Here is a 21832-nt window from a genome sequence, read left to right as displayed (position 1 = left end):
AGGGTGGGACCGTAGTATCTCGATACGACCCCGGATGTGGGTCATCAGGAGGAAGAGATGCAGAGCAGTAACCCGGTGCTGAACCGGTCGAGTGCGTTCGCGCCTGGCCACGGCCAGGCCTATCCGGGGGCCGCTCCGTACGGTCAGCAGAGCCCATTGGGCTACGGCGGATCGGGTATGCCGCCGCAGCAGCAGTACCCGGGGGCTCCGGCCTCGAGCCGCCCCATGACGTTGGACGACGTGATCGTCAAGACCGCGATCACCCTGGCCGTGGTCGTGGCGGCCGCCGCCCTGGCGTGGTGGCGGGTCCCGGTCGAGTTCGTCAAGCCGGCGTTCCTCGCCGGTGCACTGGTCGGGTTCGCGCTCGCCATGGTGCTGTCGTTCTCCCGCAAGGTGAACCCGGCGCTGGTGATGCTGTATGCCGTCGCCGAGGGCGTGTTCCTCGGGATCGGCAGCAAGTTCATCGCCGCCTGGGTCGGTGACTCGGCCATCATCGTGCAGGCCATCCTGGCCACGATGGTGACGGCGGGCCTGACGCTGGCGACGTACAAGTACTTCGCGATCAAGGTGACGCCGAAGTTCACCAAGATGGTGATCATCGGCACGATGGGCTTCGCCGGCGTGTTGCTGGTCAACCTGGTCCTGAGCCTGTTCGGGATCAGCACCGGTATCAGCGGGATGGGCCCGATGGGTCTGCTGTTCGCAGCGCTCGGCGCCGGCCTCGCGGTGTTCAACCTGATCCTCGACTTCGACATGATCGAGCAGGGTGTCCGCCAGGGCGCCCCGCAGAACGAGGCCTGGCGGGCCGCGTTCGGCCTGACCGTCACCCTGGTCTGGCTGTACTGGAACATCCTGCGGATCCTCGCCATCCTCCGCGGCGGCGACTGATCCCGAAGCTGCACGACAAACGGAAGGGCCGGTCCAGGTGGGCCGGCCCTTCCGCCTTTCCGGACGCAGGTCGTCCGGTTCCGGCTCTACGGTGTTCCCATGACCACAACCTGGTACGACGCTCCCTCGCACGCCGCCGGCGCCGCACTCGCCGAACGCCTCGCGCAGCACGGGATGCCGGATGCCGAGATCCGTTCGAGCGGCGTCCGGGTGCGCGCTGCCGAAGCCGCCCGGGTCGCAGCCGAGGAGCTCGGCCTGATCGCGAACCCGGCGGGCGTTCAGTCCCTCGACGTCGTGATCGAGGCGGCAGATCCGGCCGCGGTGCAGCCGTTCTGGGACGCCGTCCTCGGCCCGGACCTGCTGCGGAGGGACCCGACGTTCACGGTACGGCGTCTCGCGGAGCCGCGGCCGCTACGGAACCGGATCCACGTCGACGTGGTCCGGCCGTCGGCGGCGGTGGACGAGGCACGCGCGGTGACGGGTCTGGAGCCGACCGGGGAGTACGGCGTGATGCTGCCCGACGACGAGGGGAACGAGGTCGACCTGGTACCGGGGGACCCGCTGCCGGGGACGACGGACTGGCTGGCGTTGTTCGCCGCGATGACGTTCTACCCGACCTCCGCACCGGCGCAACTGGCGACCAAGGTAGCCGAGCTGGCCGACGCCGCGGGCATTCCGCTGATGATCGACGTACGGGCGGAAGGTGTCGTGATCGACAGCGGGAAGGACCAGTGGGAGGACGGCGAGGGAGCCGACCCGAAGTTCGTCGCGCTGGCCGCGCAGATCGAGGCCGCGGCGAAGGATCTCGGGTTGCGGGCGGACCCGACGCCGTTGCGATTCGTGCAGTTCGGGATCGACGCGGTCGACGTACCGACGGTCCGGGCGTTCTGGCTGGCGCTGCTGGGCTACGCGGAGGACAACCGGCCCTATCTCTCGGACATCTACGACCCGCGGCGCCTGAACCCGGTGCTGTTCTTCCAGCAGTTGGAGGAGCCTCGGCGGCAGCGCAACCGGATCAGCTTCGAGCTCGCCGTACCGGAGGGCGCGGTGGCCCAACGGGTGGCGGCAGCGTTGTCAGCGGGTGGGCGGGTTCTGTCCGAGAAGCCTTACCTGGTTGCCGATCCGGAGGGCAACGAGGTGGTCATCGGAACGTAGAAGACCTGCCCCTCCACCTGAAAGGGCAGGTCTTCGAGTCGTCTCCTTTGCGGCTCAGCCCATTCGCCGATGCGCCTTGACCAGATCGAATTCATGGACGATGGCGGTAGCGTGCCCGTGCGCGAGTGCGTACTCGCCGGCTAGCCATCTCACTCTGTCGTCGAAGCGCAGGAACGACGGTCCGTCGTTCATCAGCTGGAACCACTCAGTCATTGCGCGTCCGGTGCATCTGGGCACGGCCTCCACCAAACGCTGATGCGTCTCTTCGGAGTGGTTCAAGCCCATCTTCGCCTCCCGATATCGGGGTACCGCGTAGTTATCGACTGTGCACCACGTGGCCGCCCGGAGGCAAGACTCCCGACATGAAAGTCCCCGCTCAGCGGACGCACAAGTCGAACAACTATTGACCGACGGGCACGCTGTCCGTCGGTTCCTCGTGGTGGTCCTCGACGCGGTCGACCTCGGCCTTGGGGTGCCGGCGCCGGTGGCGCAGTTCGGCCCAACGACCTCGCGGGCCGCGTTCCCGCCCGCCGACCTCGGTCGCGGCGACCTCGGTGCCGGCCCGGCGGGCAGCCAGTACGGCGGCTTCCGCGATCGGCAGGATCGCCTCGCCGCGGAACTGCTCCGGGTGTACGAACGACTCGGTCCCGACGCCCATCGCGGCCGCTACGGACGGCAGCAGCGCGGCCGACGCGGCGGCGTACCCGGTGGCCGACGGGTGGAAGTTGTCCCGGCCCCACATCGACGGGTTGGTCCGGAACACCTCGCCGAGCAGCGTGCCGAGTGACACGGAGCGGCCGCCTGCTTCGACGACTGCGATGGTCTGAGCGGCGGCCAGCCGGTGACTCCAGGATCGGGCGACCCACCGCAGCGGCGGCTGGATCGTCCGGATCACTCCCAGGTCGGGGCAGGTACCCACCACCACCTCACAGTTCGCTGCGCGCAGTCGGCGTACGGCGGTGGACAGCAGGCGGACCGACGTCGACGGCGGCATCTTCGCCTTCACATCGTTCGCACCGATCAGGATCACCGCGACATGCGGCCCCGCCTGCAGTGCGGCGTCCACCTGCGCGGCGAGATCGGTCGATTTCGCCCCGGTCTTGGAGGCGTCGACCAGCCGGACCGGTCGCTCGGCCAGCTCCGCGAGCCCGGAGGCGAGCAGCACCCCGGGAGTCTCGTCCGGCGAGTCGGTGCCGTATCCCGCGGCACTCGAGTCGCCGAGCATGGCGAACGTGACCGGATGTCCTGGATACCGGCCGTACAGGCCGTCGCCCGGAGTCGGGTAGTAACGCATCGGTCCGATCACGCGCTTCGCGTACTCGGCCTCAGCGGTCAGTACGCCGTACAACGTGGCACCGATGAGTCCGAGTCCCCCGCCCCCGAAGGCTGCGGCCTGGGCCAGCTTCTTGGCTGCCCTGGCTCTACTCATGAGTACAAGGATTACACGCTGTTACGCCGACGCAAGTGAAAATAGGGGAAAGACGCGCGGATCACTACAGTGAAGATCGTGCGCTACGCAGAATCACTCCTGGACCTGGTCGGCAACACCCCGCTGGTGCGGCTGACGAAAACGACAGACGGCGCCAAGCCGCTGGTGCTCGCCAAGGTCGAGTACTTCAACCCGGGCGGCTCGGTGAAGGACCGGATCGCGGTCCGGATGATCGAGGCCGCGGAGGCCTCCGGCGAGCTCAAGCCCGGCGGCACGATCGTCGAGCCGACCTCCGGCAACACCGGTGTCGGGCTCGCGATGGTCGCGCAGCAGAAGGGCTACAAGTGTGTCTTCGTCTGCCCGGACAAGGTCAGCGAGGACAAGCGCAACGTGCTCAAGGCGTACGGCGCCGACGTCGTGGTCTGCCCGACCGCGGTCGCCCCTGAGCACCCGGACTCGTACTACAACGTCTCCGACCGTCTCGTCCGCGAGATCGAGGGCGCCTGGAAGCCGAACCAGTACGCGAACCAGAACAACCCGCGCTCGCACTACGAGACCACCGGCCCGGAGCTCTGGGAGCAGACCGAGGGCAAGATCACGCACTTCGTCGCGGGCGTCGGCACCGGCGGCACGATCACCGGCACCGGTAAGTACCTGAAGGAGGTCTCCGGCGGCAAGGTGCAGATCGTCGGCGCCGACCCGGAGGGCTCGGTGTACTCCGGCGGCACCGGCCGTCCGTACCTGGTCGAGGGCGTCGGCGAGGACTTCTGGCCGGAGACGTACGACCGGAACATCTGCGACCGGATCATCGAGGTGTCGGACGCGGACTCGTTCGCGCTCACCCGGCGGCTCGCCCGCGAGGAGGCGATGCTGGTCGGCGGTTCGGCCGGGATGGCCGCCGCGGCCGCGATCCGGCTGGCGCACGAGGTCGATGACCCCGAAGCCGTCATCGTGGTGCTGCTGCCGGACGGCGGCCGCGGCTACCTGACCAAGGTGTTCAACGACGACTGGCTGGCGCAGTACGGCTTCCTCGCGCACACCAAGCAGGGCACGACGCTCGGTGACGTGCTGGCCGGCAAGGACGGCAGCCTGCCGCCGCTGGTGCACACCCACCCGCACGAGACGATCGCCGAGGCGGTCGCGATCCTCCGTGAGTACGGCGTCTCGCAGATGCCGGTCGTGCGTGCGGAGCCGCCGGTGATGGCGGCCGAGGTGGCCGGCGCGGTGTCGGAGCGGACGTTGATGGACGCCCTGTACTCCGGCAAGGCGCGACTGGCCGACATGGTCGAGCAGCACATGGACGCGGCGCTCCCGTCTCTGGGCGCCGGCGAACCGGTCACGAAGGCGGTCGAGCTGCTCGAGGGTAGGGACGCCCTGATGGTTCTGGACGACGGTAAGCCGGTGGGCGTACTGACCCGGCAGGACCTACTGGTCCATCTGTCCGCCGACTGACCTTATCGGTCGACGACTGATGGGATGATGGCGATCAGCGCCGTGATCACGATGCCGATCACGATGGCTGCCGCTCCGGCGATCTGAAAGATTTCCATGTCTCAAGAGTCCTTCAGCAACGCCTCTCGGACATCGGCCTCCGGATCGGTCTTCCGCTCATCCCAAGGTCGTACGCCGGACTACCCGGACTCCTACTGAAGGAGTCCGGGCCATCCCCTAGTGGACTACGGCGAAGTCCGACGGATCGAGCCGCCGGGTGCGGCGCCAGTACGACATCGTCCACTCCGGCCAGATCGTGGAGTTGCGCCCGGCCGCGTCCAGGTACCAGCTCGTGCAGCCGGACTGCCAGACCGTGGAGCCGAGCTCGCCCTGGACCGTGTCGACGAACCGCTCCTGGACCTCCTCGCGGACCTCGACGTACGACGCGTTGCGCCGCCGGAGCAGGTGCAGGGCCTGCATGACGTACCGGACCTGGGCCTCGATCATGAACACCATCGAGGAGTGCCCGAGGAGCGTGTTCGGGCCGACCAGCAGGAACAGGTTCGGGTAACCGGAGACCGTGATGCCGAGGTGCGCGCCGATGCCGTTGCGCTTCCAGTGGTCGGCGAGGTCGACGCCGTCCTTGCCGAGGATCGGCATCCGGGTCAGGTTCGCCGAGACGTCGAACCCGGTGCCGAGCACGATCGTGTCGCAGGTCCGTTCGGTCCCGTCGGCGGTGACGACGCCGGTCGGGGTGACCCGCGTGATCGGGGTCGTGACGAGGTCGACGTTCGGCCGGGCGAGCGCGGGGTAGTAGTCGTTCGAGATCAGGATCCGCTTGCAGCCGATCTGGTAGTCCGGGGTCAGTTTCGTCCGCAGCTCAGGATCGGTGACCTGCTTGTGCAGGTGCCGTTTTGCCTGTACTTCAAGGCCTTTCATCAACTTCGGGCTCCCGGCGAAGCCGGCGCCGCGGCCTTCGAGACCCCAGTAGATGACGTTGCGGATCGTCCGCTGGCCGGCCGGGAACCGTGCGTGCAGCTTGCGCTCCCAGCCGCCGATCGCGCGGTCCGGTTTCGACGTCACCCAGGGTGGCGTCCGCTGGTACACGTCCAGTTGGGCGACCTGCGGGGCGATCTGCGGCACGAACTGGATCGCCGAGGCGCCGGTCCCGATCACCGCGACGTTCCGGCCGCGCAGGTCCACCGAGTGATCCCAGACGGCCGAGTGGAACGTCGTACCGGCGAACGAGTCGAGGCCCGGGATGTCCGGGAGTTTCGGCCGGTGCAGGCTGCCGACGCCGGCCACCAGGGACTGGGTCTCGATCGTCTCGTCGCCGTTCACCGTGACGGTCCAGCGGCCCGTCCCCTCGTCGAAGACGGCTTCGGTGACCTCGGCGCCGTACCGGATCTTGTCCGCGATCCCGTACTTGTCCGCGCAGTGCCGCAGGTACGCGAGGATCTCGTCCCAGGTCGCGAACATCCGCGTCCAGCGCGGATTCTGCTCGAACGAGAACGAGTACAGGTACGACGGGATATCGCAGGCGCAGCCGGGATACGTGTTGTCCCGCCAGGTGCCGCCGAGGTCGTCCGCCTTCTCGAGGATGACGAAGTCCTCACACCCGGCCTGCTGCAGCTTGATACCCATGCACAGCCCGGCGAACCCGGACCCGATGATGACGACCTCAGCCATACCGCCAGAGGTTACCGGCGAGTCACTGAAGCCGGTAGAGGGTCTCGCCGGCGTTCGGTACGACGAAGGTGTCCGGGTCGGACTCGTACGCGGCCAGGTCGACCGTCGCCGGGTCGAGATACCCGAGGTTGGCCCGGCGTACGACGTCCTCCGGGATGCCCGTGGCCAGCGTGACCCGGACGCGGAGGTGCTCGCCGTGGACCGGGTCCCAGGTGCCCGCGCCGCGCAGGTGCGTGGAGTGCGCGAGGACGCCCCAGTGCAGGTCGCGGAACTTGTCCCACTGGCCGACGAAGTAGTCGCGGCAGTGGTAGCCGATCTCCTCGATCTCGGGGTGCATCGCGGCGAGTTGGGTGACGTGCGGCGCGTAGAGGATCACCTCGCCGCCGTCCGCGACGATCGGCTCGACCTTGTAGAAGCCCTTGGCCGCGGTCCAGATGTCGGCGTACTTCGGCGGCATCACCGAGACGACCCGCCGGATCGGATGCTCCAGGTAGCGGACGTGGGTCTGCGCGGAGATCTCGGCGGCTGCCTGCCAGGACGAGATCGTGTCGCCGAACGCGACCGCGTGCAGCGCGTCCGTCCCGGACTGGGCGACCACCGACAGGGCGAGTTTCTCGGCCGGGATGAGCGCGGCGGCCTCGTCGATCAGGGCGCGGACCGGGGTGAGTCCCGGCGTACCGATGATGTTCGCGCTGGTGATCAGGGCGCCGAGCCAGTGCGAGAAGTCGATGACCTCCTGCCCTGCGACGCCCGGGAAGAAGTACTTGTTGCCGCCGGAGAATCCGACCACCTCGTGCGGGAAGACCGGCCCGACGACCAGAGCCACGTCGTGCTCGACGACGGCGCGGTTGAGCCGGACCGGGACCTCGTCGCGGAGCATCTCGTCCGAGATCTCCCCGACCCGGTCGGGGCCGATCGTGCCGAGGTCGGCGAACGTGTCGGGTTTCCACCACTCGTGGTTGATCACGTTCGGGTAGTCGCCGCCGAGGTGCTCGCGGAGCTGGTCCGGGGTCATCTCCGCATGTGTGCCGAGGGCAACCAGGATCGTGACCTGGCTGTCCTTCAGGGCCTCGGTGACCGCCTTCAGGAGCAACGGAAGCGGGCAGCTGCGGGTCGCGTCCGGGACGATCACGCAGACGCTGCGTCCCTCCAGGCCCGCGCCGGCCAGGACTCCGCCGACGAACGCCGTCACCTCGTCCTCGGTCAGGACCTGACCCACACCGCCGATTACCGCCGCATCAGTCACATCTCGAACCCTACCGACGTACGGCGAGTGAGCCCAGATCGTCTCGGGGCGTGATCGCGCGAAAGCCCTTGGTGGACAGCCGAATCGTGTGATCACGCGGTAATCGGCCGGGCGTTGACCGCGGGCGGGGCGCGATGGACGATCGGTGCATCGCCTGGGGGAGTGAGCAAGGGGGAGATCCACCATGTCCGAAACCACCGAACAGCTCCGGCCACCGGGTTTCGGGGGACTGCTGCTGCGCGACACCGACGCGGCCTACGACGACGCGCGCACGGTCTTCAACGGGATGATCGACAAGCGGCCCGCGATGATCGCCCAGTGCGAATCGGTGGGCGACGTGCAGGCGGCGGTGCGGCACGGCGCCGACCAGGGCCTGGAGATCGCGGTCCGCGGCGGGGGTCACGGGGTGGCCGGGACCGCGGTCACCGACGGCGGCCTGGTCGTCGACCTGCGCCGGATGAACAGTGTTCAGGTCGATCCGTACGCCAAGATCGCGCGGGTCGGCGGAGGCGCGACCTGGGGTGACTTCGATCGGGCCTGCCAGAAGTACCTGCTGGCGACGACCGGCGGGCGGGCGTCGACGACCGGGGTCGCGGGCCTGACGCTCGGCGGCGGGTCCGGCTGGCTGGAACGGAAGTTCGGGCTCGCGTCCGACGCGCTGATCTCGGTGGAGCTCGTCACCGCGGACGGACGGCTGCTGATCGCGGACGAGACGAAGAACACCGAGCTGTTCTGGGCGCTGCACGGCGGCGGCGGGAACTTCGGGGTCGCGACGTCGCTGACCTTCCACCTCCAGCAGTTGCCCTCGACAACGTTGGCGTTGCTGATGTGGCCGGCGTCGGCGGGTCCCACGGTGCTGCGCGCGTACCGGGAACTGATCGAATCCGGTGCTCCCGAGGAGCTCGGTGGGGGCGTGATCTATCTGACCGGGCCGCCGGAAGAGTTCGTGCCCGCGCATCTGCAGGGGCAGCTGATCGTGGGGGCGGCGGCGGTGTACGCCGGCAGAGAGGCGGAGCTGCGTGACGTGTTCGCGCCGCTGTTCGCGCTGGAGCCGGAGGCCGAACTGGTCGCGGAGATGCCGTACGCCGACATTCAATCGGCGCTCGACGATCCGCCGGGGTTCCGGAACTACTGGTCCGGGGAGCACCTGGCGTCGTTCCCCGATCCCGCGGTCGAGGCGTTCGCCGGCCGGTCGGCGGACATGATCTCGCCGTCACCGTCGCAACAGGCGATCGTGCCCTGGGGTGGCGCCGTACAACGGGCCGCGGACAAGTGGCCGCAACCGCATCGCCAGGCGGCGTGGGTCGTGCACCCGTTCGGGTTGTGGTCCGATCCGGCCGACGATGCGCGTGGGATCAGGTGGGCGCGGGACGTGTGTTCGGACCTGGCCGAGTGGGCGACCGGGTACGTGTACCTGAACTTCATCGGCAACGAGGGACAGAACCGGGTGATCGCGGGGTACGGCGAGGAGAACTACCAGCGGCTGGCGCGGATCAAGTGTCAGTACGACCCTGAGAACGTCTTCCACCTGAACCAGAACATCGAGCCCTCCTGGCCCTGTTAGTCAGGCGTCGGGACCTCGACGACCGGATCGGTGCCGCCGAGGTCGAGGCGGAACGGCGGATAGACATCGGTCATCAAGGAGGCGTACCCGGAGACCCTCAAGGCCCAGCGGTTCAGGCCGAGGATCAGGTCGTAGAGCGAGCGCGGGTAGGTGCCGGTGAACAGGAGAACGATGGCCGCGAAGGTGACGAGCACGCCGATCAGGCCGCCGGCGAGACTCCACCCCCAGTCTTCGGACCCGTTGGCGGCCCACGCTCCGCCGCCGACGAAGACACTGACGACGATGTAGTGCGGGATCGCCAGCAGCCACCACTTCACCAGAACCAGGCCACGGGACAGGCGCTCGGGATAGTCGACGGTCAGGCGCGCCGGGTAGGTCTCGACCTCGGCGAGCGTGAACGGCGGGTACTGGTCGGTGCCGAGCGCACTGTAGGCGTAGTAGTTCACGCGCCACGACCACCGCAGCACGCCGACGTTGAAGTCGAAGAGGGCGCGCGGGTAGCGCTCGGTGAAGAGGATCGCGAAGAACGCGATCACGGAGCAGACCAGGAACCCGATCCACAGGAACAGCAGCACGATCCAGTGCGGGATCGCCAGGATCCACTTCACCAGCCACAACCACCTGGAAGTCCCCGGATCCAGCTCAGCATTGACATGCACCGGATACGCGACAGATCCCGCCATGACGACCAGCCCCTTTTGCTCACGGTCTCCGGCGGAAGGATCCCTGTCAACGTTGAACTCCACAGTAATGGACAGAACCACTCCGGGAGCGGATGCTCGGGCCATGGACGGCAGGACAGTTCTCATCACCGGCGGTACGTCGGGGATCGGCAAGGCGACCGCGCTGGGTCTGGCGTCTTTGGGCGCACGGGTGCTGATCACCGGTCGCGATACCCGGCGTACCGAGGACACGGCGCGAGAGATCCAGGCGTCCGGTGGGACTGTCGAGGTGTTCGTCGCGGATCTGTCCGTGCAGTCGGAGGTCCGGCGACTGGCCGGCGAGGTGCTCCGGCGGGAGCCGCGGATCGACGTACTGATCAACAACGTCGGCGGCTACTGGAACAGTAGCCATGTCACCGCGGACGGTCTCGAGCACACCTTCGCGTTGAACCACCTCGCGCCGTTCCTGCTCACTCACCTGCTCCTCGAGCGACTCGAACAGGGCATTGCAGCTCGCGTCGTCACGGTCGCGTCCAACGCGCATTCGCTCGGGCGGATCGACTTCGACGATCTGCAGGGCACCCAGTCGTACTCCGGTTCGCGGGCGTACAACCAGTCCAAGCTCGCCAACGTTCTGTTCACCTACGAGCTGGCGAGAAGGTTGCAGGCCACGGCGATCACGGCCAACGCCGTACATCCGGGTTTGGTGAGTACGGCGTTCGGCGCTGACGACCCGGGACGGGTGCAGCGGCTGTTCGTGCCGTTTCTGCGGCCGTTCATGAAGTCCCCGGCTGGTGGTGCAGCTACCTCGATCCACCTGGCTTCTGCACCTGGTCTGGATCGGACGACGGGGCAGTACTTCGCCAACAGCAAGCCGGCGCGGTCGTCTCAGCGCAGTCATGACGAAGCGGTTGCGGCACGACTCTGGGCGGTCAGCGCCGAGCTGGTCAGTCTGTAGCCAGTTCAGCGGGGCGTGTGGCGCGTGACCATTGGGCGGCGGCGATTGCGGCGTACGCGATCGCGGCGAGGGGGACTGCCCAGAAGCGGAAGAAGGGGAGTTGGCCCGAGACGGCGGTTGCGGCGAACACGATGCCGAACGTCGCGAGGCCGGCGACCGTGCCGCGGCGGCGTGACTCGAGCGCGCTGCTCGGGAGCGGGCCCATGTGCCGGTCGAGCATCGTGCCGAACGCGCTCAGGCCGACGAGTGCGGTGAGGATGAACAGGATCGCGCCGGGGAGCCCGCCGAACACGATCGCGAACGCGTTCAGGAACGTGACGAACGCGAACGCGACGGCCGTGTCCAGTGCACCGAACAGTAGGTGCGACCGGCGACGACGTTGGAGGTTGTCGCCGGTCCGGATCGGGCCGGGCTCGCCGGTCAGGCGTCGTACGGTCAGGATCAGGCCGGTCGCGATCAGAACCAGCAGCAGTACACCGACGACGGACAGGACCACGGAGCGGGTGGTCGACATGTACTGGCGGACCTCGTCGCCGGACACGCAACTCGCCGACGGCGGGAACCAACTGGTGCGCGCGACCGCATCGACCGCGCCGACCTTGCGTGCGCAGTCCTCACCCGGGGCGTACCAGCCGGGCATCGACAACGTGACGACCGTCGTCCACACCATCCCGCCGACCAAACCCAACCCCAGCAGGGATCCCGCGCGCCGCCTCACCCAGTCCACCGCCCTACCCTCTCATTCGTGGACTCCTACCTTGCCCAGCTCCGCCGCGACGTCGGCTCCCGCCTGCTGTTGCTGCCCGGCGCACAGGTCCTCGCGGTGGATGCGGACGATCGCATCCTGTTCCAGAGGAGTCGCGACTCCGGTCTGTGGGAGCTGCCTGCAGGCGGAGCGGAACCAGGCGACAGCTTCCGGCGTACGGCGGCCCGTGAGTTCTCCGAGGAAACAGGGCTGATCGTCGCGGAGGAGGACCTGATCCCGTTCGCCAGCGTGTCGCGCGCCGACGTACACACGCTGACCTACCCCAACGGTGACGTCGTCCAATGCTTCGCCCTCTGCTTCGAAACCCGCCACTGGACCGGCACCCTCAACCCAGGCGAAGACGAAGTACTGGAAGCCGCCTTCTTTCCCACACCCCCAACGCCGCTCCATCCTCCGACGGAGCTGGTCCTTCGCCTCTACACCGCCTACCAACAGACAGGACTCTTTCAGGCCTGCTAGGTGTACTGCTTCGCCTGGGCGCGGAGAAAGTCGGTGGGGGAGCGGGGGACGATGCCTCGGGCGCGGAGCGGTTCGTCGGTCCAGGTCGCGTCGTGCAGGGACTGGAGAAGGCCGCCGCCCACGGCCGAGGCCAGGCCGTCCTGGGTTCTGCCGAGCAGGCGGATCGCGAGGCGCGCAGCGGGAGCCGGCATCCGCGTGACTTTGATCCGGCGGTGCAGGAGTTCCTCCGCGATATCTATCGCCTCGTTGCGGCTCAACGCCTCAGGGCCGCCGAACTCGATCAGCGCCGGCGGGTCGGGTTCGGTGGCGACCGCCGCGATGAGTGCGGCGGCGTCGTCCGTGCCGACCCAGCGCACCTTGGCGTCGCCCGTGCCGATCACCGAAACCTTGCCCCGAGCAAGGTCGAAGCGTCCGAGCGGCCCGAGATGGATCTCCTGGAACGCGTCCGGCCGGACGATGACCCGCGCGAGCCTCGCCTGCCGGAGCCGCTCCTCGACGGCGACCTTGGCCCGTTCGAGCGGCGTCCCGAGACCTGCGTCGACCCCGGCGTACGAGACGTACACGAACCGCCGTACGCCGGCCTCCTCGGCGGCATCGACCAGTGACAGCATCCCCGCTTCGTCCACCGCGCGGATCGAGGAGCCGGGCAGGCGGGCCAGCCGTCGTCCGATCGCGGTAGCGGACGCGACCACGGTGTCCACGCCGCGGCACGCTGCACGCAAACTCGCGGGATCCGTCAGATCGCCCTGGACCACTGCCACGTCGGTCATTTGCGTACCGGTGCGCGACAGACACCGAACCTCACCCTGCCGGGCGGTCAGTAAGCGAACCACGCGCCCACCCAGATCCCCGGTCCCGCCGACTACCAGCAGCATCGCACCCACCCCCACCACTGACGGTGCTCCTGGAGATCGGTCGGCGCAAGACCGCCGCCGGACTCGAAAATGCCAGGCGGTGCCGGTCCCACCGATGAGATATTGCCGGGATGAGTGCAGCGGACGTCGTGACCGGAGCCGATCTCGTCGATGGGCTGCGCCAGCTTGGGCTGGGGCGGGCGTCCGAGGTGATCGTGCACTCGTCGCTGAGTTCGTTCGGGTACGTCGACGGCGGCGCGGAGGCGGTCTGTTCGGCGCTGACCGAGGTCTGTGGGACCGTGCTGATGCCTGCCGGTTCGTGGGATCTCACCGGGATTCCGGCACCACCCGGACTGGTCCGGCCGCACAACGCCTACTGGAACGCGGAAGACTGGCCGGACTTCGACGCTAAGTTGTCGCAGGCAACCAGTTTCCACGCCGAGCTCCCGATCGACCGCTGGCTCGGAACGATTCCGGAAACTTTCCGCCTGACCTGCTCGCCGTTCCGCACCGAGCATCCGCTGTTTTCCTACCAGGCCGCCGGCCCCGCGGCCGAACGGCTCCTCGAAGCCCAGCGCCCCGACTGGCCGCTCGGCCCGATCGAGGCCCTCGACGGCGATGTCCTGCTACTCGGCGTCACCCACACCTCGAACACCACGATCCACCTCGCCGAGCAACACCTCGGCCGCTCGTGCTTCTACCGCTACGCGAAGTCCGCCGACGGCCTGTGGGCCGAGCTCCCCAACATCCCCGGCGACAGCTCCGAATTCGACACCATCGAGCCGGTACTGCGCTCGGCGACCAAGGAAATCCGGATCGGGAACGCCCGCATCCGCCGAATCCCCAAGCAGGCAGTACTGGCAGCGACCCGTCAGCTCGTCGAAGCCGACCCCGCCGCCCTCCTCTGCACCGACGACCCGACCTGTCGCTGCGCAGCAGCACTGCAACAACGCTTGGCTGCCCTCGCCGCGTAGGGCATGCTCGGCCGGGTGACCAACGTCAGAACCGCTGATGAACTGGCCGACGTCGAAGATCCGGCCTGGGCCGTGCTGCAGGACGCGCTTGCCGAGGCGGAGCGACCCGTCACTGTGCTGCCCGTCGATCCGGCGGCTGGGCGAGATGCCCTCTATCGACTGCAGGTCACCGCACGGTCGATGCTCGGTGCGCTCGCGGTGAACTGCGGCGGCCTGGTGATCGACGAAGGCTGGCTGCGCATCCTCGGCGGTGGCGGCTCCGGCCTGCCCGATCTCGCGACCGCGAACAACCTCGACGACCCGGAGCAGGCTGCCGCGCCACCGCCGTACCTGATCGTCGCCTACGACGTGCTCGGAGGACGGTTCGCCGTCGACGGCGGTGGGCTGGGCATCCAGCCTGGTCAGGTCTGCTACTGGGCTCCGGACACCCTCGACTGGGACGGCCTCGGCATCGGGCACACCGACTTCGTCCTCTGGTCGCTCACTGAAGGCCCGACGCAGTTCTACGCCGGTCTCCGCTGGTCGACCTGGGCCGAAGAGACTCGCCGAATCACTTTGTCCCAAGGGATTGCCGTCTATCCGCCGCTGTTCTCCGCGGAGTCCCATCCGCTCGAGGACACCTCGCGCAGGCCCGTTCCCTTCGAGGAGCTCCTCAGTCTGGGATGACGTCGATGAGGACCTTGCCGACGACGGCCTGCTCTACGGCGGTGTGGGCGTCTGCGGCCTGGTCCAGCGGGTAGTGGTGGAGTGGCAGGCCGGCTTCAGGGCCGATGCGGATGGCGCCGGTCTCGACCGCGGCGCTGACGTCGGCCAGGCCGCGCGGCCGCCAGGACTCCGGAGCTGTGTAGAGCAGGACGAACTGCCAGCGGGCGTTGGGCACCATCGACGCCCGCACCGGGAGTTCCATCGTCGCGCCTCCGTCGGTCGCGTAGACCGACACCGAGCCGTGCGGCGCGATCACTGCGGCGTCGATGGCCGCGTTCGCCGCCGGCGACACCTCGACGATCGTGTGCACGCCGTGCGGTGCGATCGCGCGGACCTCCGTGACCACGTCCTGCTGCTTGTAGTCGATGACGTGGTCGGCGCCCGCCAGCGCAGCCAGGTTGCCCTTCTCCGGACTGCTCACGGTGGTGATCACGGTCGCGTCGGACCACCGGGCCAACTGGATCGCCGCGTTGCCGACCGCTCCGGCGCCGCCGGCCACCAGCACGGTGCGGCCGGCGAGCTTGCCCGGACCGAGGCGATCAGGTCCGTCCTCGGTCACTGTCAGGCATCGATGAGCGGTCAGGAACGGTACGCCGAGCGCGGCGCCGAGGTCGTACGACGCGTCGTCGGGCAGCGGCACCACGTGCCGGACCGGGACCACGGCGTACTCCTGCGCCGTACCTCCCGAAGGCCGTTGGTACGCGGCCTCCCAGAGCCAGACCCGGCGACCGGTGAGGGCCGTGTCGACGCCCTGACCGACGGCGTCGACGACACCGGACCCGTCCTGGTTCGGCACCTGCGCCGGGTGCACCGGCGTACCGGCCTCGGTGCCGCGGCGCGACTTCCAGTCGGTCGGATTGACCCCCGACCGATGGATCCGCACCCGGACCTCGCCGGGCCCCACCTCGGTCAGCGCCCTGTCCACGAGGGTCAGAACGTCGGGCTCACCGGTCACGGAGTACTGGATAGCACGCACATCCCCGAAGCTACCTCAGTTGCTTGGTGAACATGAGGACGGTGTCGTCGTCATTCCGAACCATCTCGCCCGGCGGCACCTGCTCGAGGTTGTAGAGCAGTCCACGGCCATCCGGAATGTATCCACGGCGAACGTACATCCGTTGGGCGGTGCCGTAGTCGGCGTACAGGCCGACCCCGATCCCCACGACCGGGGAGCGTTCCGCCACGAGGGCCTCGGCCGCGTCCATCAACGCGCTCCCGATCCCGCGCCGCCGGAACTTCGGCAGCACGTTGAAGTCCTGGACCTCCGGAATCCCGTCGAACGGTTCGTACTGCGACACCCAGCGCACCGTGACGTAGCCGGCGAACTCGCCGTCGACCGCGGCGATCAGGACGTCGCGCGTCCCGGCCTCCTGCTCGCCCAGGTACCGCCGGTACTGGCTCTCCGGCTTGCTCCACTCGATCGCGTCGAACGCCGCCGCCATCACCGGCGGATCCTCGACTCGCAACGGCCGGATCTCCAACGCGTCGTCCATCCGCGCAGCGTAGCCCCGCCGTCACCGCAGGTCGCCCGATTTCCCGGGCGACCCAGGGTGAGCGGGCGCTGCGCGGGATACAGCCGCTCGGCCTGCGCGGTCGGTACCCCTGCGTGACGAAGCCGGTGGTTCCGGGACTACGACTGGAAGAACTCCAGGAGATCGGCGTTGACTACGTCGGCGTGGGTCGTGGGCAGGCCGTGGGGGAGGTCCTTGTAGGTCTTGAGGACCCCGTTCTTGAGCAGCGCGGCCGACTTCGGGCCGGAATCGGCGTACGGCACGATCTGGTCGTCCTCGCTGTGCACCACGAGCACCGGGATGGTGATCTGCCGTAGGTCGTCGGTGAAGTCGGTCTGGGAGAACGCGACGATGCCGTCGTAGTGCGCCTTCGCGCCGCCCATCATCCCTTGGCGCCACCAGTTCTCGATGATCGCTTCGCTGGGCTCTGCGCCCGGACGGTTGAAGCCGTAGAACGGTCCTTCCGGGAGCGCGCGGTAGAAGACCGACCGGTTCGCCGCGAGCTGCGCCTGAAGGTCGTCGAAGACCGCCTTCGGCAGGCCCTCCGGGTTCGCGTCGGTCTGCACCATCAACGGCGGGACCGCGCAGAGCAGCGCGGCCTTGGCGGCCCGGTCCTCGCCGTGCCGGGCCAGGTAGTGCGTGACCTCGCCGCCGCCGGTCGAGTGACCGACGTGGATGCAGTCGCGCAGGTCGAGGTGGTCGACGACTGCCTTCAGGTCGTCCGCGTAGTGGTCCATGTCGTGTCCGTCGCCGGTCTGCGTCGACCGGCCGTGTCCGCGGCGGTCGTGCGCGACGACGCGGTACCCCTTCGACAGGAAGAACAGCAGCTGGTTGTCCCAGTCGTCGGCCGACAGCGGCCATCCGTGGCTGAAGACGATCGGCTGGCCCGTACCCCAGTCCTTGTAGAAGATCTCCGTACCGTCGCTGGTCGTGATCGTTCCCACAGCAGTCCCCTTTGTCCGCAACGGAGTTCAGCCCAGTTGCCGCCCCCTACGCCAAGCTAGTCGCCAGACCCGTCGAGGAGGAGTGCTGACGGATTCGTATAGAGGACAGAAGCTGGCCGCTACGGCGATTAGAGTCGGCGCATGACGACAAACGAGCAGAGCTTGAGCGGTGAGCGGGCCGACATCCTGGAGTTCCTCGGCAAGCACCGGTACTTCCTGCGGCACACCGCGGAGGGGCTGACCGACGAGCAGGCCGCGACCCGCAGCACCATCAGTGAGCTGACGGTCGGCGGGCTGATCAAGCATGTGAGTGCCACCGAGCAGCACTGGGCCGAGTTCGCTCAAGGCAAGGGCGGGAGCAGCCCGGCGGAGATGGAGTACTCCCCGGAGGTCATCGCCGCCTGGCAGGACCAGTTCCGTCTCGTCGAGGGCGAGACGCTGGCCGACGTACTCGCGGAGTACGAAAAGGTCGCGGCCGCCACCGACGAGCTCGTCCGCACCCTCGACCTGGAGACCAGCTACGAGCTCCCGGCCGCGCCCTGGCAGCCGCCGGGTGTGTTCTGGACCGCCCGCCGCGTCTTCCTGCACATCACGGCCGAGACCGCCCAGCACGCCGGTCACGCCGACATCATCCGGGAAGCGATCGACGGCCAGAAAACAATGGGCTGAACCAATAAATCCGAGCGCCAGGACTCCTCCGGGGGTCCTGGCGCTTTGCTGTGCCGGAATCGCAACTTTCCGTGATGTTGCCGCATCAAGGCAGGTAAGGGGAACTAAACCTCGGTGAGTTGACCGCCTCCACGTGGACTGACCGATGGTGCGGCGTACCGCGCGTCGGTAGGCCAAATCTGCTCAGGAGACCGTCGCCGGTGTCCGGAGGCGGTTGGGGGAGAGGTACAACTTCATGCGATTCAGGGGTACGGCCGTCGTGGCCGTGGGAATCGCTGTTCTGGTTCTGGGGGCAGGAACGGCTACAGGAGACACTCGTGCACCGGGAGAAGGTCCCGGTATCCAGATCGTCGAAGCACCGGACGATCCAGCCGAGTCCCAGTTCGTGCCGGGCGGGAGCAACGTCGTACCACCGACGGCCGCGCCGGCGACGGACATCGGTACGACCACGAACAAGATCCAGACGCTCGCGGCACCGTTCTACACGTGCCCGGGGTTCAGCGGGATCGAGAAGACGAACCCGTTGGCGAACCTGTACAGCGACAGGTTCCAGTGGGGGCCGTACGCCTACGTCAAGGTCGGCACCGGTCGCGGCAACATCAACTGGGCGTCGAACCCGTACAAGAACGCCAGCTGGTACATGTGGTTCCACTCGCTGCGCTGGCTCGGGCAAGGGATCGTTGCCGCGGGCAAGGGTGATCTGGTCGCACTGACGCGGGTCAACACGATCGCGTACGACTGGTACCGCGACAACCCGTACTCGTGGAAGACGAACATCGGCGCGTGGGAGTCCACCATGCACCGGACCAACGTGCTGATCTGCCTGCGCCAGGCGATCCTGACCGGGTTGAACGTGACCACGGTGCCCGCGAGGTACGCGTGGGTGAATGCGGCGCTGCTGAGTCACGCGAGATTCCTGACCTACAACTGGAGCGGCGCCTGGAACCACGGCACCGACGAGAGCATCGCGCTGTTCGGCGTCGGCTGCGTTCTCGGCCGGACCGACTACAAGAACCTCGCGCAGCAACGATTCGCGGCCGGTATCACGACCTCGATCGACGCCCAGGGCGGGACCAACGAACAGTCCACCGGCTACGCATCCTTCAACTACACGCTCTGGGGACGCGCGATCACAGTGATGCAGAACTGTGGCGTCAACCCTGGTACGACGATCGCCAACCGGCGCGCGTTGCTGGCCAAGTTCTTGACGCTGGCAACGAACTCGCTCGGCAATCTCCACCAGATCGGTGACACCGAGGTGCGGGGGGTTCACCCGTGGCCGGGCACATCGTTGGAGTACGCCGGTTCGAAGGGCACGTTGGGCACGGCGCCGCCGTGGCGGGTCGGGGCCTACTCGGCCGGCTACATCTTCGGTCGTACCGGATGGGGAACTGATCCCACCAGAGGCTTCGCAGGCGAGTCGGCGTACAGCATCAGGTACGGTACGGGGCGCGCGTTCCACGGGCATCTCGACCACACCAGCATCACGTACACGTCACGTGGCCGGGACATCATCGTCGACGGCGGGTACGCCGCCTACAACGCCGGCGCGTACCGCACGTGGTCCGTCAGTCCGAGCGCCCACAGTGTGATGACGACGCCGATGTCGACGTACCTGAATCCGGTGACTCGGCTGACTGCGTTGTCGGTCAAGTCGAACGCGGAGTCGTACGTGTTCGCCGACGTACCGGGCGCGGGGATCAGCCGGGCACGGCGGGTCCTGGTGCTGAAGGACCCGGACATGATGGTCACCTGGGACACTGCCTCGGCGAAGACTGCGCAGGCGTTCCAGACGTTGTGGCACCTGCCTGCCGACCAGCGGGCGAGTGTGTACTCGCGGACCACCGCGGTCGCGATGGCGCCAGGGGACACGACGAAGACGATCCTGTTCCAGGTCCCGTTCAAACAAGCTCTGCCGGCCGGCGCGATCCTGGTCAAGCAGGCCCAGACCAACCCGATCCAGGGCTGGCAGTACCCGAGCAGCTTCGTCCGCAAGTCCGCCCCGACCCTGATGCTGGCCCGCTCCGGCAAGTCAGCCTCGATCCTGTCGTTCGTCGTCCCGGTCCGTTCCTCGGGATCCGTGACCTACAAGACCTACTGGTCAGGCACGACCTTCATCGTGTCGCTCAAGGTCGGCGGCAAGGCCGTCGCCGTAGCCATCTCCGCCGGCGGCTCGCTCTACCGAGCCGGCTGATCCGAACGGGGCGCCTCCAGGCTCTTGGAGGCGCCCCGTTGTCACGTCGTCCGGAGCTGGCCGAAGGCTGTCGGCGGACCGGATTCGAGGCGGTCGCGGATCATCGCGGCGCAGTCGGCCGGGGTGTTGTGCTCCGAGTCGACCTCCACGTCGTACACGCCGTGCTCGTGGACGATCGGGTACTGCGCCGCCGCCCTGCCGATCGTGCGGTTGCCGCGTTCGCGTTCGCGCCGCTCGAGTTCGGGCAGCGAGCAACGAACGCCGACGAACAGGACCTGGAGCTCGCCGAACACCGCGAGGCAGTCCGCGAGCCGCCATTTCTCACCGACGATGTGATCCACCACCACGTCGTTCCCGGCCGACGCCATCCCGGCAACGGCCCGATGGAATCCGAGCACCGTCCGCTGGAACACGGACAGGAAGGCCTCGTCCGACATCTCCCGCCGGGCGCGGATCCGATGGAACTGGTCGATCCCCAGATGGAACCAGGTGCCGTCCAGCGAGCTGAGCAGCTCCGCCGCGATACTCGACTTCCCGGAACTCGACGTACCGTTCAGCAGAATCACCCGCCCCGGACGGCCGATGTTCGTCTCGGGAGTCAACTCATGGCTTGCGGTGATCGACACCGTCCAATCATCCACGACAGCTTCTGCCGTGGTGCGGCGAGGAGTAACGTCCGGAGCGAGGACAGCGGACCGCGACGCGGGGGGAGCCGCCGCCCATCGTGATGGCGGGGGGCTGTCGTGCGTGCAATCACCAGTTCACAGCGTTCGTCTCTATCGGCCGCGGCGGTGCTGGCTTCGGTGCTGGCTTCGGTGCTGGCGGGGTGCTCCGCGGAGGTCACGGTCGGGGGCGGAACGGTCGATTCGGATCGGACCGCTTCGGCGGTCGCGACGTACCTGCGCGAACGAGTTCCCGACGTACAGGTCGGCAACGTCGACTGCCCGAAGGGCGTGAAGGTCGCCGAGGGCAAGACGTTCCAGTGCACAGCCGATCTGGCCGGCAACCAACTTCCGGTGACCGTGACCTTGAGCCAGGTGAGCGGCGGCGACTACACCTACGCATTCAAGCCGGGCAAGGCACTCATCGACACCGGAAAGGTCGTCACCGAGATCCGGTCCAGGCTGCCTGTGCAGGCCGCGGGCGCCTCGATCGACTGCGGTACGGCGCTCGTCCGCATCGTCGAGGTCGGCGGGAAGATCCCGTGCGCCGTCTCCTTGGCGGGCAAGCGACAGACCGTCCAGACAGTGGTCGACGACCTCGGCGGAACCGTGCACTTCGAGCCCGCCACGGTGTGGGTGGTGACACCGTCGATCGGAAAGCTCGGCGACAAGGTGACGGTGTACGGCGAGTCCGGCGCCGCCCAGCTGGAGGTCACCGTCACGCGCGTGAAGTTCAGTACCGGCGACGATATCGACCAGCCCGAAAATGGCCTGTTCCTCGGCGCCTACGTGACCCTACGAGCCCTGGTGGACCAGCAAGACCTGATCGAGATCACCGCCGTAGCCGGCGGTACCACCTACACCGGCGACGCGATAGTCACCTCAACCATCTTCGAGCCATCCTTGGACCCAGTAATCCTCAACCAAGGCGAACAAGCCGCCGGCTGGCTGATCTTCGACCTCCCCACCAGCCACGGCCAACTAGTAATCCACGACGCCAACAACCACCAACTAGGAGCCTGGAAGTACTGAAGCCTCCGCTGGACCGGCTTCCCGGACGGTCTGAACTAGG

General features: G+C 68.0%; 22 protein-coding genes. 11 read left to right on the top strand and 11 right to left on the bottom strand.

Annotated features, from left to right (window positions below):
* The first annotated feature begins 57 nt into the window (after window positions 1-57).
* Both OHB24_RS03070 and OHB24_RS03065 read left to right on the top strand, forming a co-directional pair.
* On the top strand, window positions 58-888 hold the full coding sequence (locus OHB24_RS03070; RefSeq protein WP_327637390.1) for a Bax inhibitor-1/YccA family protein: 831 nt from the start codon (window positions 58-60) through the stop codon (window positions 886-888).
* Window positions 889-987: 99 nt separating this feature from the next.
* Window positions 988-2043, top strand: a complete 1056-nt coding sequence (locus OHB24_RS03065) for a VOC family protein (RefSeq protein ID WP_327637389.1) — start codon at window positions 988-990, stop codon at window positions 2041-2043.
* A gap of 54 nt (window positions 2044-2097) precedes the next feature.
* Here OHB24_RS03065 and OHB24_RS03060 read toward each other — a convergent pair whose 3' ends face one another.
* Window positions 2098-2328 carry a DUF4287 domain-containing protein gene (locus tag OHB24_RS03060; protein WP_130384213.1) on the bottom strand — a complete coding sequence of 77 codons (231 nt, stop codon included), beginning with the start codon at window positions 2326-2328 and terminating at the stop codon, window positions 2098-2100.
* 115 nt (window positions 2329-2443) lie between these two features.
* Complete coding sequence (locus OHB24_RS03055; RefSeq protein ID WP_327637388.1) at window positions 2444-3472, bottom strand: SGNH/GDSL hydrolase family protein; 1029 nt, start codon at window positions 3470-3472, stop codon at window positions 2444-2446.
* Window positions 3473-3550: 78 nt separating this feature from the next.
* Here OHB24_RS03055 and OHB24_RS03050 point away from each other — a divergent pair, with 78 nt between their 5' ends.
* Window positions 3551-4924 (top strand): cystathionine beta-synthase, encoded by a 1374-nt coding sequence (locus tag OHB24_RS03050; RefSeq protein WP_327637387.1) that lies wholly within the window; start codon window positions 3551-3553, stop codon window positions 4922-4924.
* 216 nt (window positions 4925-5140) lie between these two features.
* Here OHB24_RS03050 and OHB24_RS03045 read toward each other — a convergent pair whose 3' ends face one another.
* A complete protein-coding gene (locus tag OHB24_RS03045; protein ID WP_327637386.1) occupies window positions 5141-6592 on the bottom strand; it encodes a flavin-containing monooxygenase in 1452 nt (483 codons plus the stop codon).
* A gap of 22 nt (window positions 6593-6614) precedes the next feature.
* Window positions 6615-7838, bottom strand: coding sequence for a lactate racemase domain-containing protein (locus OHB24_RS03040; RefSeq protein ID WP_327637385.1), 1224 nt, complete (start codon window positions 7836-7838; stop codon window positions 6615-6617).
* A gap of 184 nt (window positions 7839-8022) precedes the next feature.
* Here OHB24_RS03040 and OHB24_RS03035 point away from each other — a divergent pair, with 184 nt between their 5' ends.
* Window positions 8023-9402 (top strand): FAD-binding oxidoreductase, encoded by a 1380-nt coding sequence (locus OHB24_RS03035; RefSeq protein ID WP_327637384.1) that lies wholly within the window; start codon window positions 8023-8025, stop codon window positions 9400-9402.
* Here the strand turns inward: OHB24_RS03035 and OHB24_RS03030 are convergent.
* The gene (locus tag OHB24_RS03030; RefSeq protein WP_327637383.1) at window positions 9399-10085 is read right to left on the bottom strand and encodes a DUF4389 domain-containing protein; all 687 of its coding nucleotides are present in this window, start codon (window positions 10083-10085) and stop codon (window positions 9399-9401) included. The genes OHB24_RS03035 and OHB24_RS03030 overlap by 4 nt on opposite strands.
* 103 nt (window positions 10086-10188) lie before the next feature.
* Here OHB24_RS03030 and OHB24_RS03025 point away from each other — a divergent pair, with 103 nt between their 5' ends.
* Window positions 10189-11022, top strand: a complete 834-nt coding sequence (locus OHB24_RS03025) for an SDR family oxidoreductase (RefSeq protein ID WP_327637382.1) — start codon at window positions 10189-10191, stop codon at window positions 11020-11022.
* Here OHB24_RS03025 and OHB24_RS03020 read toward each other — a convergent pair.
* Complete coding sequence (locus OHB24_RS03020) at window positions 11012-11749, bottom strand: hypothetical protein (RefSeq protein ID WP_327637381.1); 738 nt, start codon at window positions 11747-11749, stop codon at window positions 11012-11014. The genes OHB24_RS03025 and OHB24_RS03020 overlap by 11 nt on opposite strands.
* 18 nt (window positions 11750-11767) lie before the next feature.
* On the opposite strand from OHB24_RS03020, the gene OHB24_RS03015 reads away from it, so the two are divergent.
* A complete protein-coding gene (locus tag OHB24_RS03015; RefSeq protein WP_327637380.1) occupies window positions 11768-12247 on the top strand; it encodes an NUDIX domain-containing protein in 480 nt (159 codons plus the stop codon).
* On the opposite strand, the gene OHB24_RS03010 is transcribed toward OHB24_RS03015, so the two are convergent.
* Window positions 12244-13122 (bottom strand): SDR family oxidoreductase, encoded by an 879-nt coding sequence (locus tag OHB24_RS03010; protein WP_327637379.1) that lies wholly within the window; start codon window positions 13120-13122, stop codon window positions 12244-12246. The genes OHB24_RS03015 and OHB24_RS03010 overlap by 4 nt on opposite strands.
* A gap of 110 nt (window positions 13123-13232) precedes the next feature.
* Between OHB24_RS03010 and OHB24_RS03005 the strand changes: the two genes are divergently transcribed.
* Together OHB24_RS03005 and OHB24_RS03000 are read left to right on the top strand one after the other, a co-directional pair.
* Entirely contained in the window at window positions 13233-14075 is an 843-nt protein-coding gene (locus OHB24_RS03005; protein ID WP_327637378.1) for an AAC(3) family N-acetyltransferase, read from the top strand.
* Window positions 14076-14090: 15 nt separating this feature from the next.
* Entirely contained in the window at window positions 14091-14741 is a 651-nt protein-coding gene (locus OHB24_RS03000) for a DUF2625 family protein (RefSeq protein WP_327637377.1), read from the top strand.
* Here OHB24_RS03000 and OHB24_RS02995 read toward each other — a convergent pair.
* From OHB24_RS02995 to OHB24_RS02985, 3 genes are all read right to left on the bottom strand, one after another.
* Window positions 14728-15756, bottom strand: coding sequence for an NADPH:quinone reductase (locus tag OHB24_RS02995; protein ID WP_327637376.1), 1029 nt, complete (start codon window positions 15754-15756; stop codon window positions 14728-14730). The two genes, OHB24_RS03000 and OHB24_RS02995, sit on opposite strands and share 14 nt — an antisense overlap.
* Before the next feature lie 10 nt (window positions 15757-15766).
* On the bottom strand, window positions 15767-16273 hold the full coding sequence (locus OHB24_RS02990; RefSeq protein WP_327637375.1) for a GNAT family N-acetyltransferase: 507 nt from the start codon (window positions 16271-16273) through the stop codon (window positions 15767-15769).
* Window positions 16274-16410: 137 nt separating this feature from the next.
* Window positions 16411-17235 (bottom strand): alpha/beta fold hydrolase, encoded by an 825-nt coding sequence (locus OHB24_RS02985; RefSeq protein ID WP_327637374.1) that lies wholly within the window; start codon window positions 17233-17235, stop codon window positions 16411-16413.
* A gap of 141 nt (window positions 17236-17376) precedes the next feature.
* Between OHB24_RS02985 and OHB24_RS02980 the strand changes: the two genes are divergently transcribed.
* Together OHB24_RS02980 and OHB24_RS02975 are read left to right on the top strand one after the other, a co-directional pair.
* A complete protein-coding gene (locus tag OHB24_RS02980; protein WP_327637373.1) occupies window positions 17377-17904 on the top strand; it encodes a DinB family protein in 528 nt (175 codons plus the stop codon).
* Between the two features lie 235 nt (window positions 17905-18139).
* A complete protein-coding gene (locus OHB24_RS02975) occupies window positions 18140-20098 on the top strand; it encodes a heparinase II/III domain-containing protein (protein ID WP_327637372.1) in 1959 nt (652 codons plus the stop codon).
* Between the two features lie 41 nt (window positions 20099-20139).
* Here OHB24_RS02975 and OHB24_RS02970 read toward each other — a convergent pair whose 3' ends face one another.
* Window positions 20140-20724: a chloramphenicol phosphotransferase CPT family protein gene (locus tag OHB24_RS02970; protein ID WP_327637371.1), complete on the bottom strand. Its 585-nt coding sequence runs from the start codon at window positions 20722-20724 to the stop codon at window positions 20140-20142.
* Between the two features lie 165 nt (window positions 20725-20889).
* Here OHB24_RS02970 and OHB24_RS02965 point away from each other — a divergent pair, with 165 nt between their 5' ends.
* Window positions 20890-21792, top strand: a complete 903-nt coding sequence (locus OHB24_RS02965; protein WP_327637370.1) for a DUF4333 domain-containing protein — start codon at window positions 20890-20892, stop codon at window positions 21790-21792.
* Window positions 21793-21832 lie beyond the last annotated feature (40 nt).

The sequence above is a fragment of the Kribbella sp. NBC_00482 genome (assembly GCF_036013725.1).
Taxonomy (GTDB): domain Bacteria; phylum Actinomycetota; class Actinomycetes; order Propionibacteriales; family Kribbellaceae; genus Kribbella.
Note: the sequence above shows the minus strand (reverse complement) of the source record. Positions and strands in the feature narration are given on the sequence as shown.

What these genes read in the sequence shown, in the direction of transcription:
- OHB24_RS03005 (WP_327637378.1), top strand. Translation starts at nt 13,233, where the DNA reads ATGAGTGCAGCGGACGTCGTGACCGGAGCCGATCTCGTCGATGGGCTG.
- OHB24_RS03055 (WP_327637388.1), bottom strand. Translation starts at nt 3,472, where the DNA reads ATGAGTAGAGCCAGGGCAGCCAAGAAGCTGGCCCAGGCCGCAGCCTTC.
- OHB24_RS03065 (WP_327637389.1), top strand. Translation starts at nt 988, where the DNA reads ATGACCACAACCTGGTACGACGCTCCCTCGCACGCCGCCGGCGCCGCA.
- OHB24_RS03045 (WP_327637386.1), bottom strand. Translation starts at nt 6,592, where the DNA reads ATGGCTGAGGTCGTCATCATCGGGTCCGGGTTCGCCGGGCTGTGCATG.
- OHB24_RS02990 (WP_327637375.1), bottom strand. Translation starts at nt 16,273, where the DNA reads ATGGACGACGCGTTGGAGATCCGGCCGTTGCGAGTCGAGGATCCGCCG.
- OHB24_RS02980 (WP_327637373.1), top strand. Translation starts at nt 17,377, where the DNA reads ATGACGACAAACGAGCAGAGCTTGAGCGGTGAGCGGGCCGACATCCTG.
- OHB24_RS03030 (WP_327637383.1), bottom strand. Translation starts at nt 10,085, where the DNA reads ATGGCGGGATCTGTCGCGTATCCGGTGCATGTCAATGCTGAGCTGGAT.
- OHB24_RS03025 (WP_327637382.1), top strand. Translation starts at nt 10,189, where the DNA reads ATGGACGGCAGGACAGTTCTCATCACCGGCGGTACGTCGGGGATCGGC.
- OHB24_RS03070 (WP_327637390.1), top strand. Translation starts at nt 58, where the DNA reads ATGCAGAGCAGTAACCCGGTGCTGAACCGGTCGAGTGCGTTCGCGCCT.
- OHB24_RS03060 (WP_130384213.1), bottom strand. Translation starts at nt 2,328, where the DNA reads ATGGGCTTGAACCACTCCGAAGAGACGCATCAGCGTTTGGTGGAGGCC.
- OHB24_RS02975 (WP_327637372.1), top strand. Translation starts at nt 18,140, where the DNA reads ATGCGATTCAGGGGTACGGCCGTCGTGGCCGTGGGAATCGCTGTTCTG.
- OHB24_RS03010 (WP_327637379.1), bottom strand. Translation starts at nt 13,122, where the DNA reads ATGCTGCTGGTAGTCGGCGGGACCGGGGATCTGGGTGGGCGCGTGGTT.
- OHB24_RS03035 (WP_327637384.1), top strand. Translation starts at nt 8,023, where the DNA reads ATGTCCGAAACCACCGAACAGCTCCGGCCACCGGGTTTCGGGGGACTG.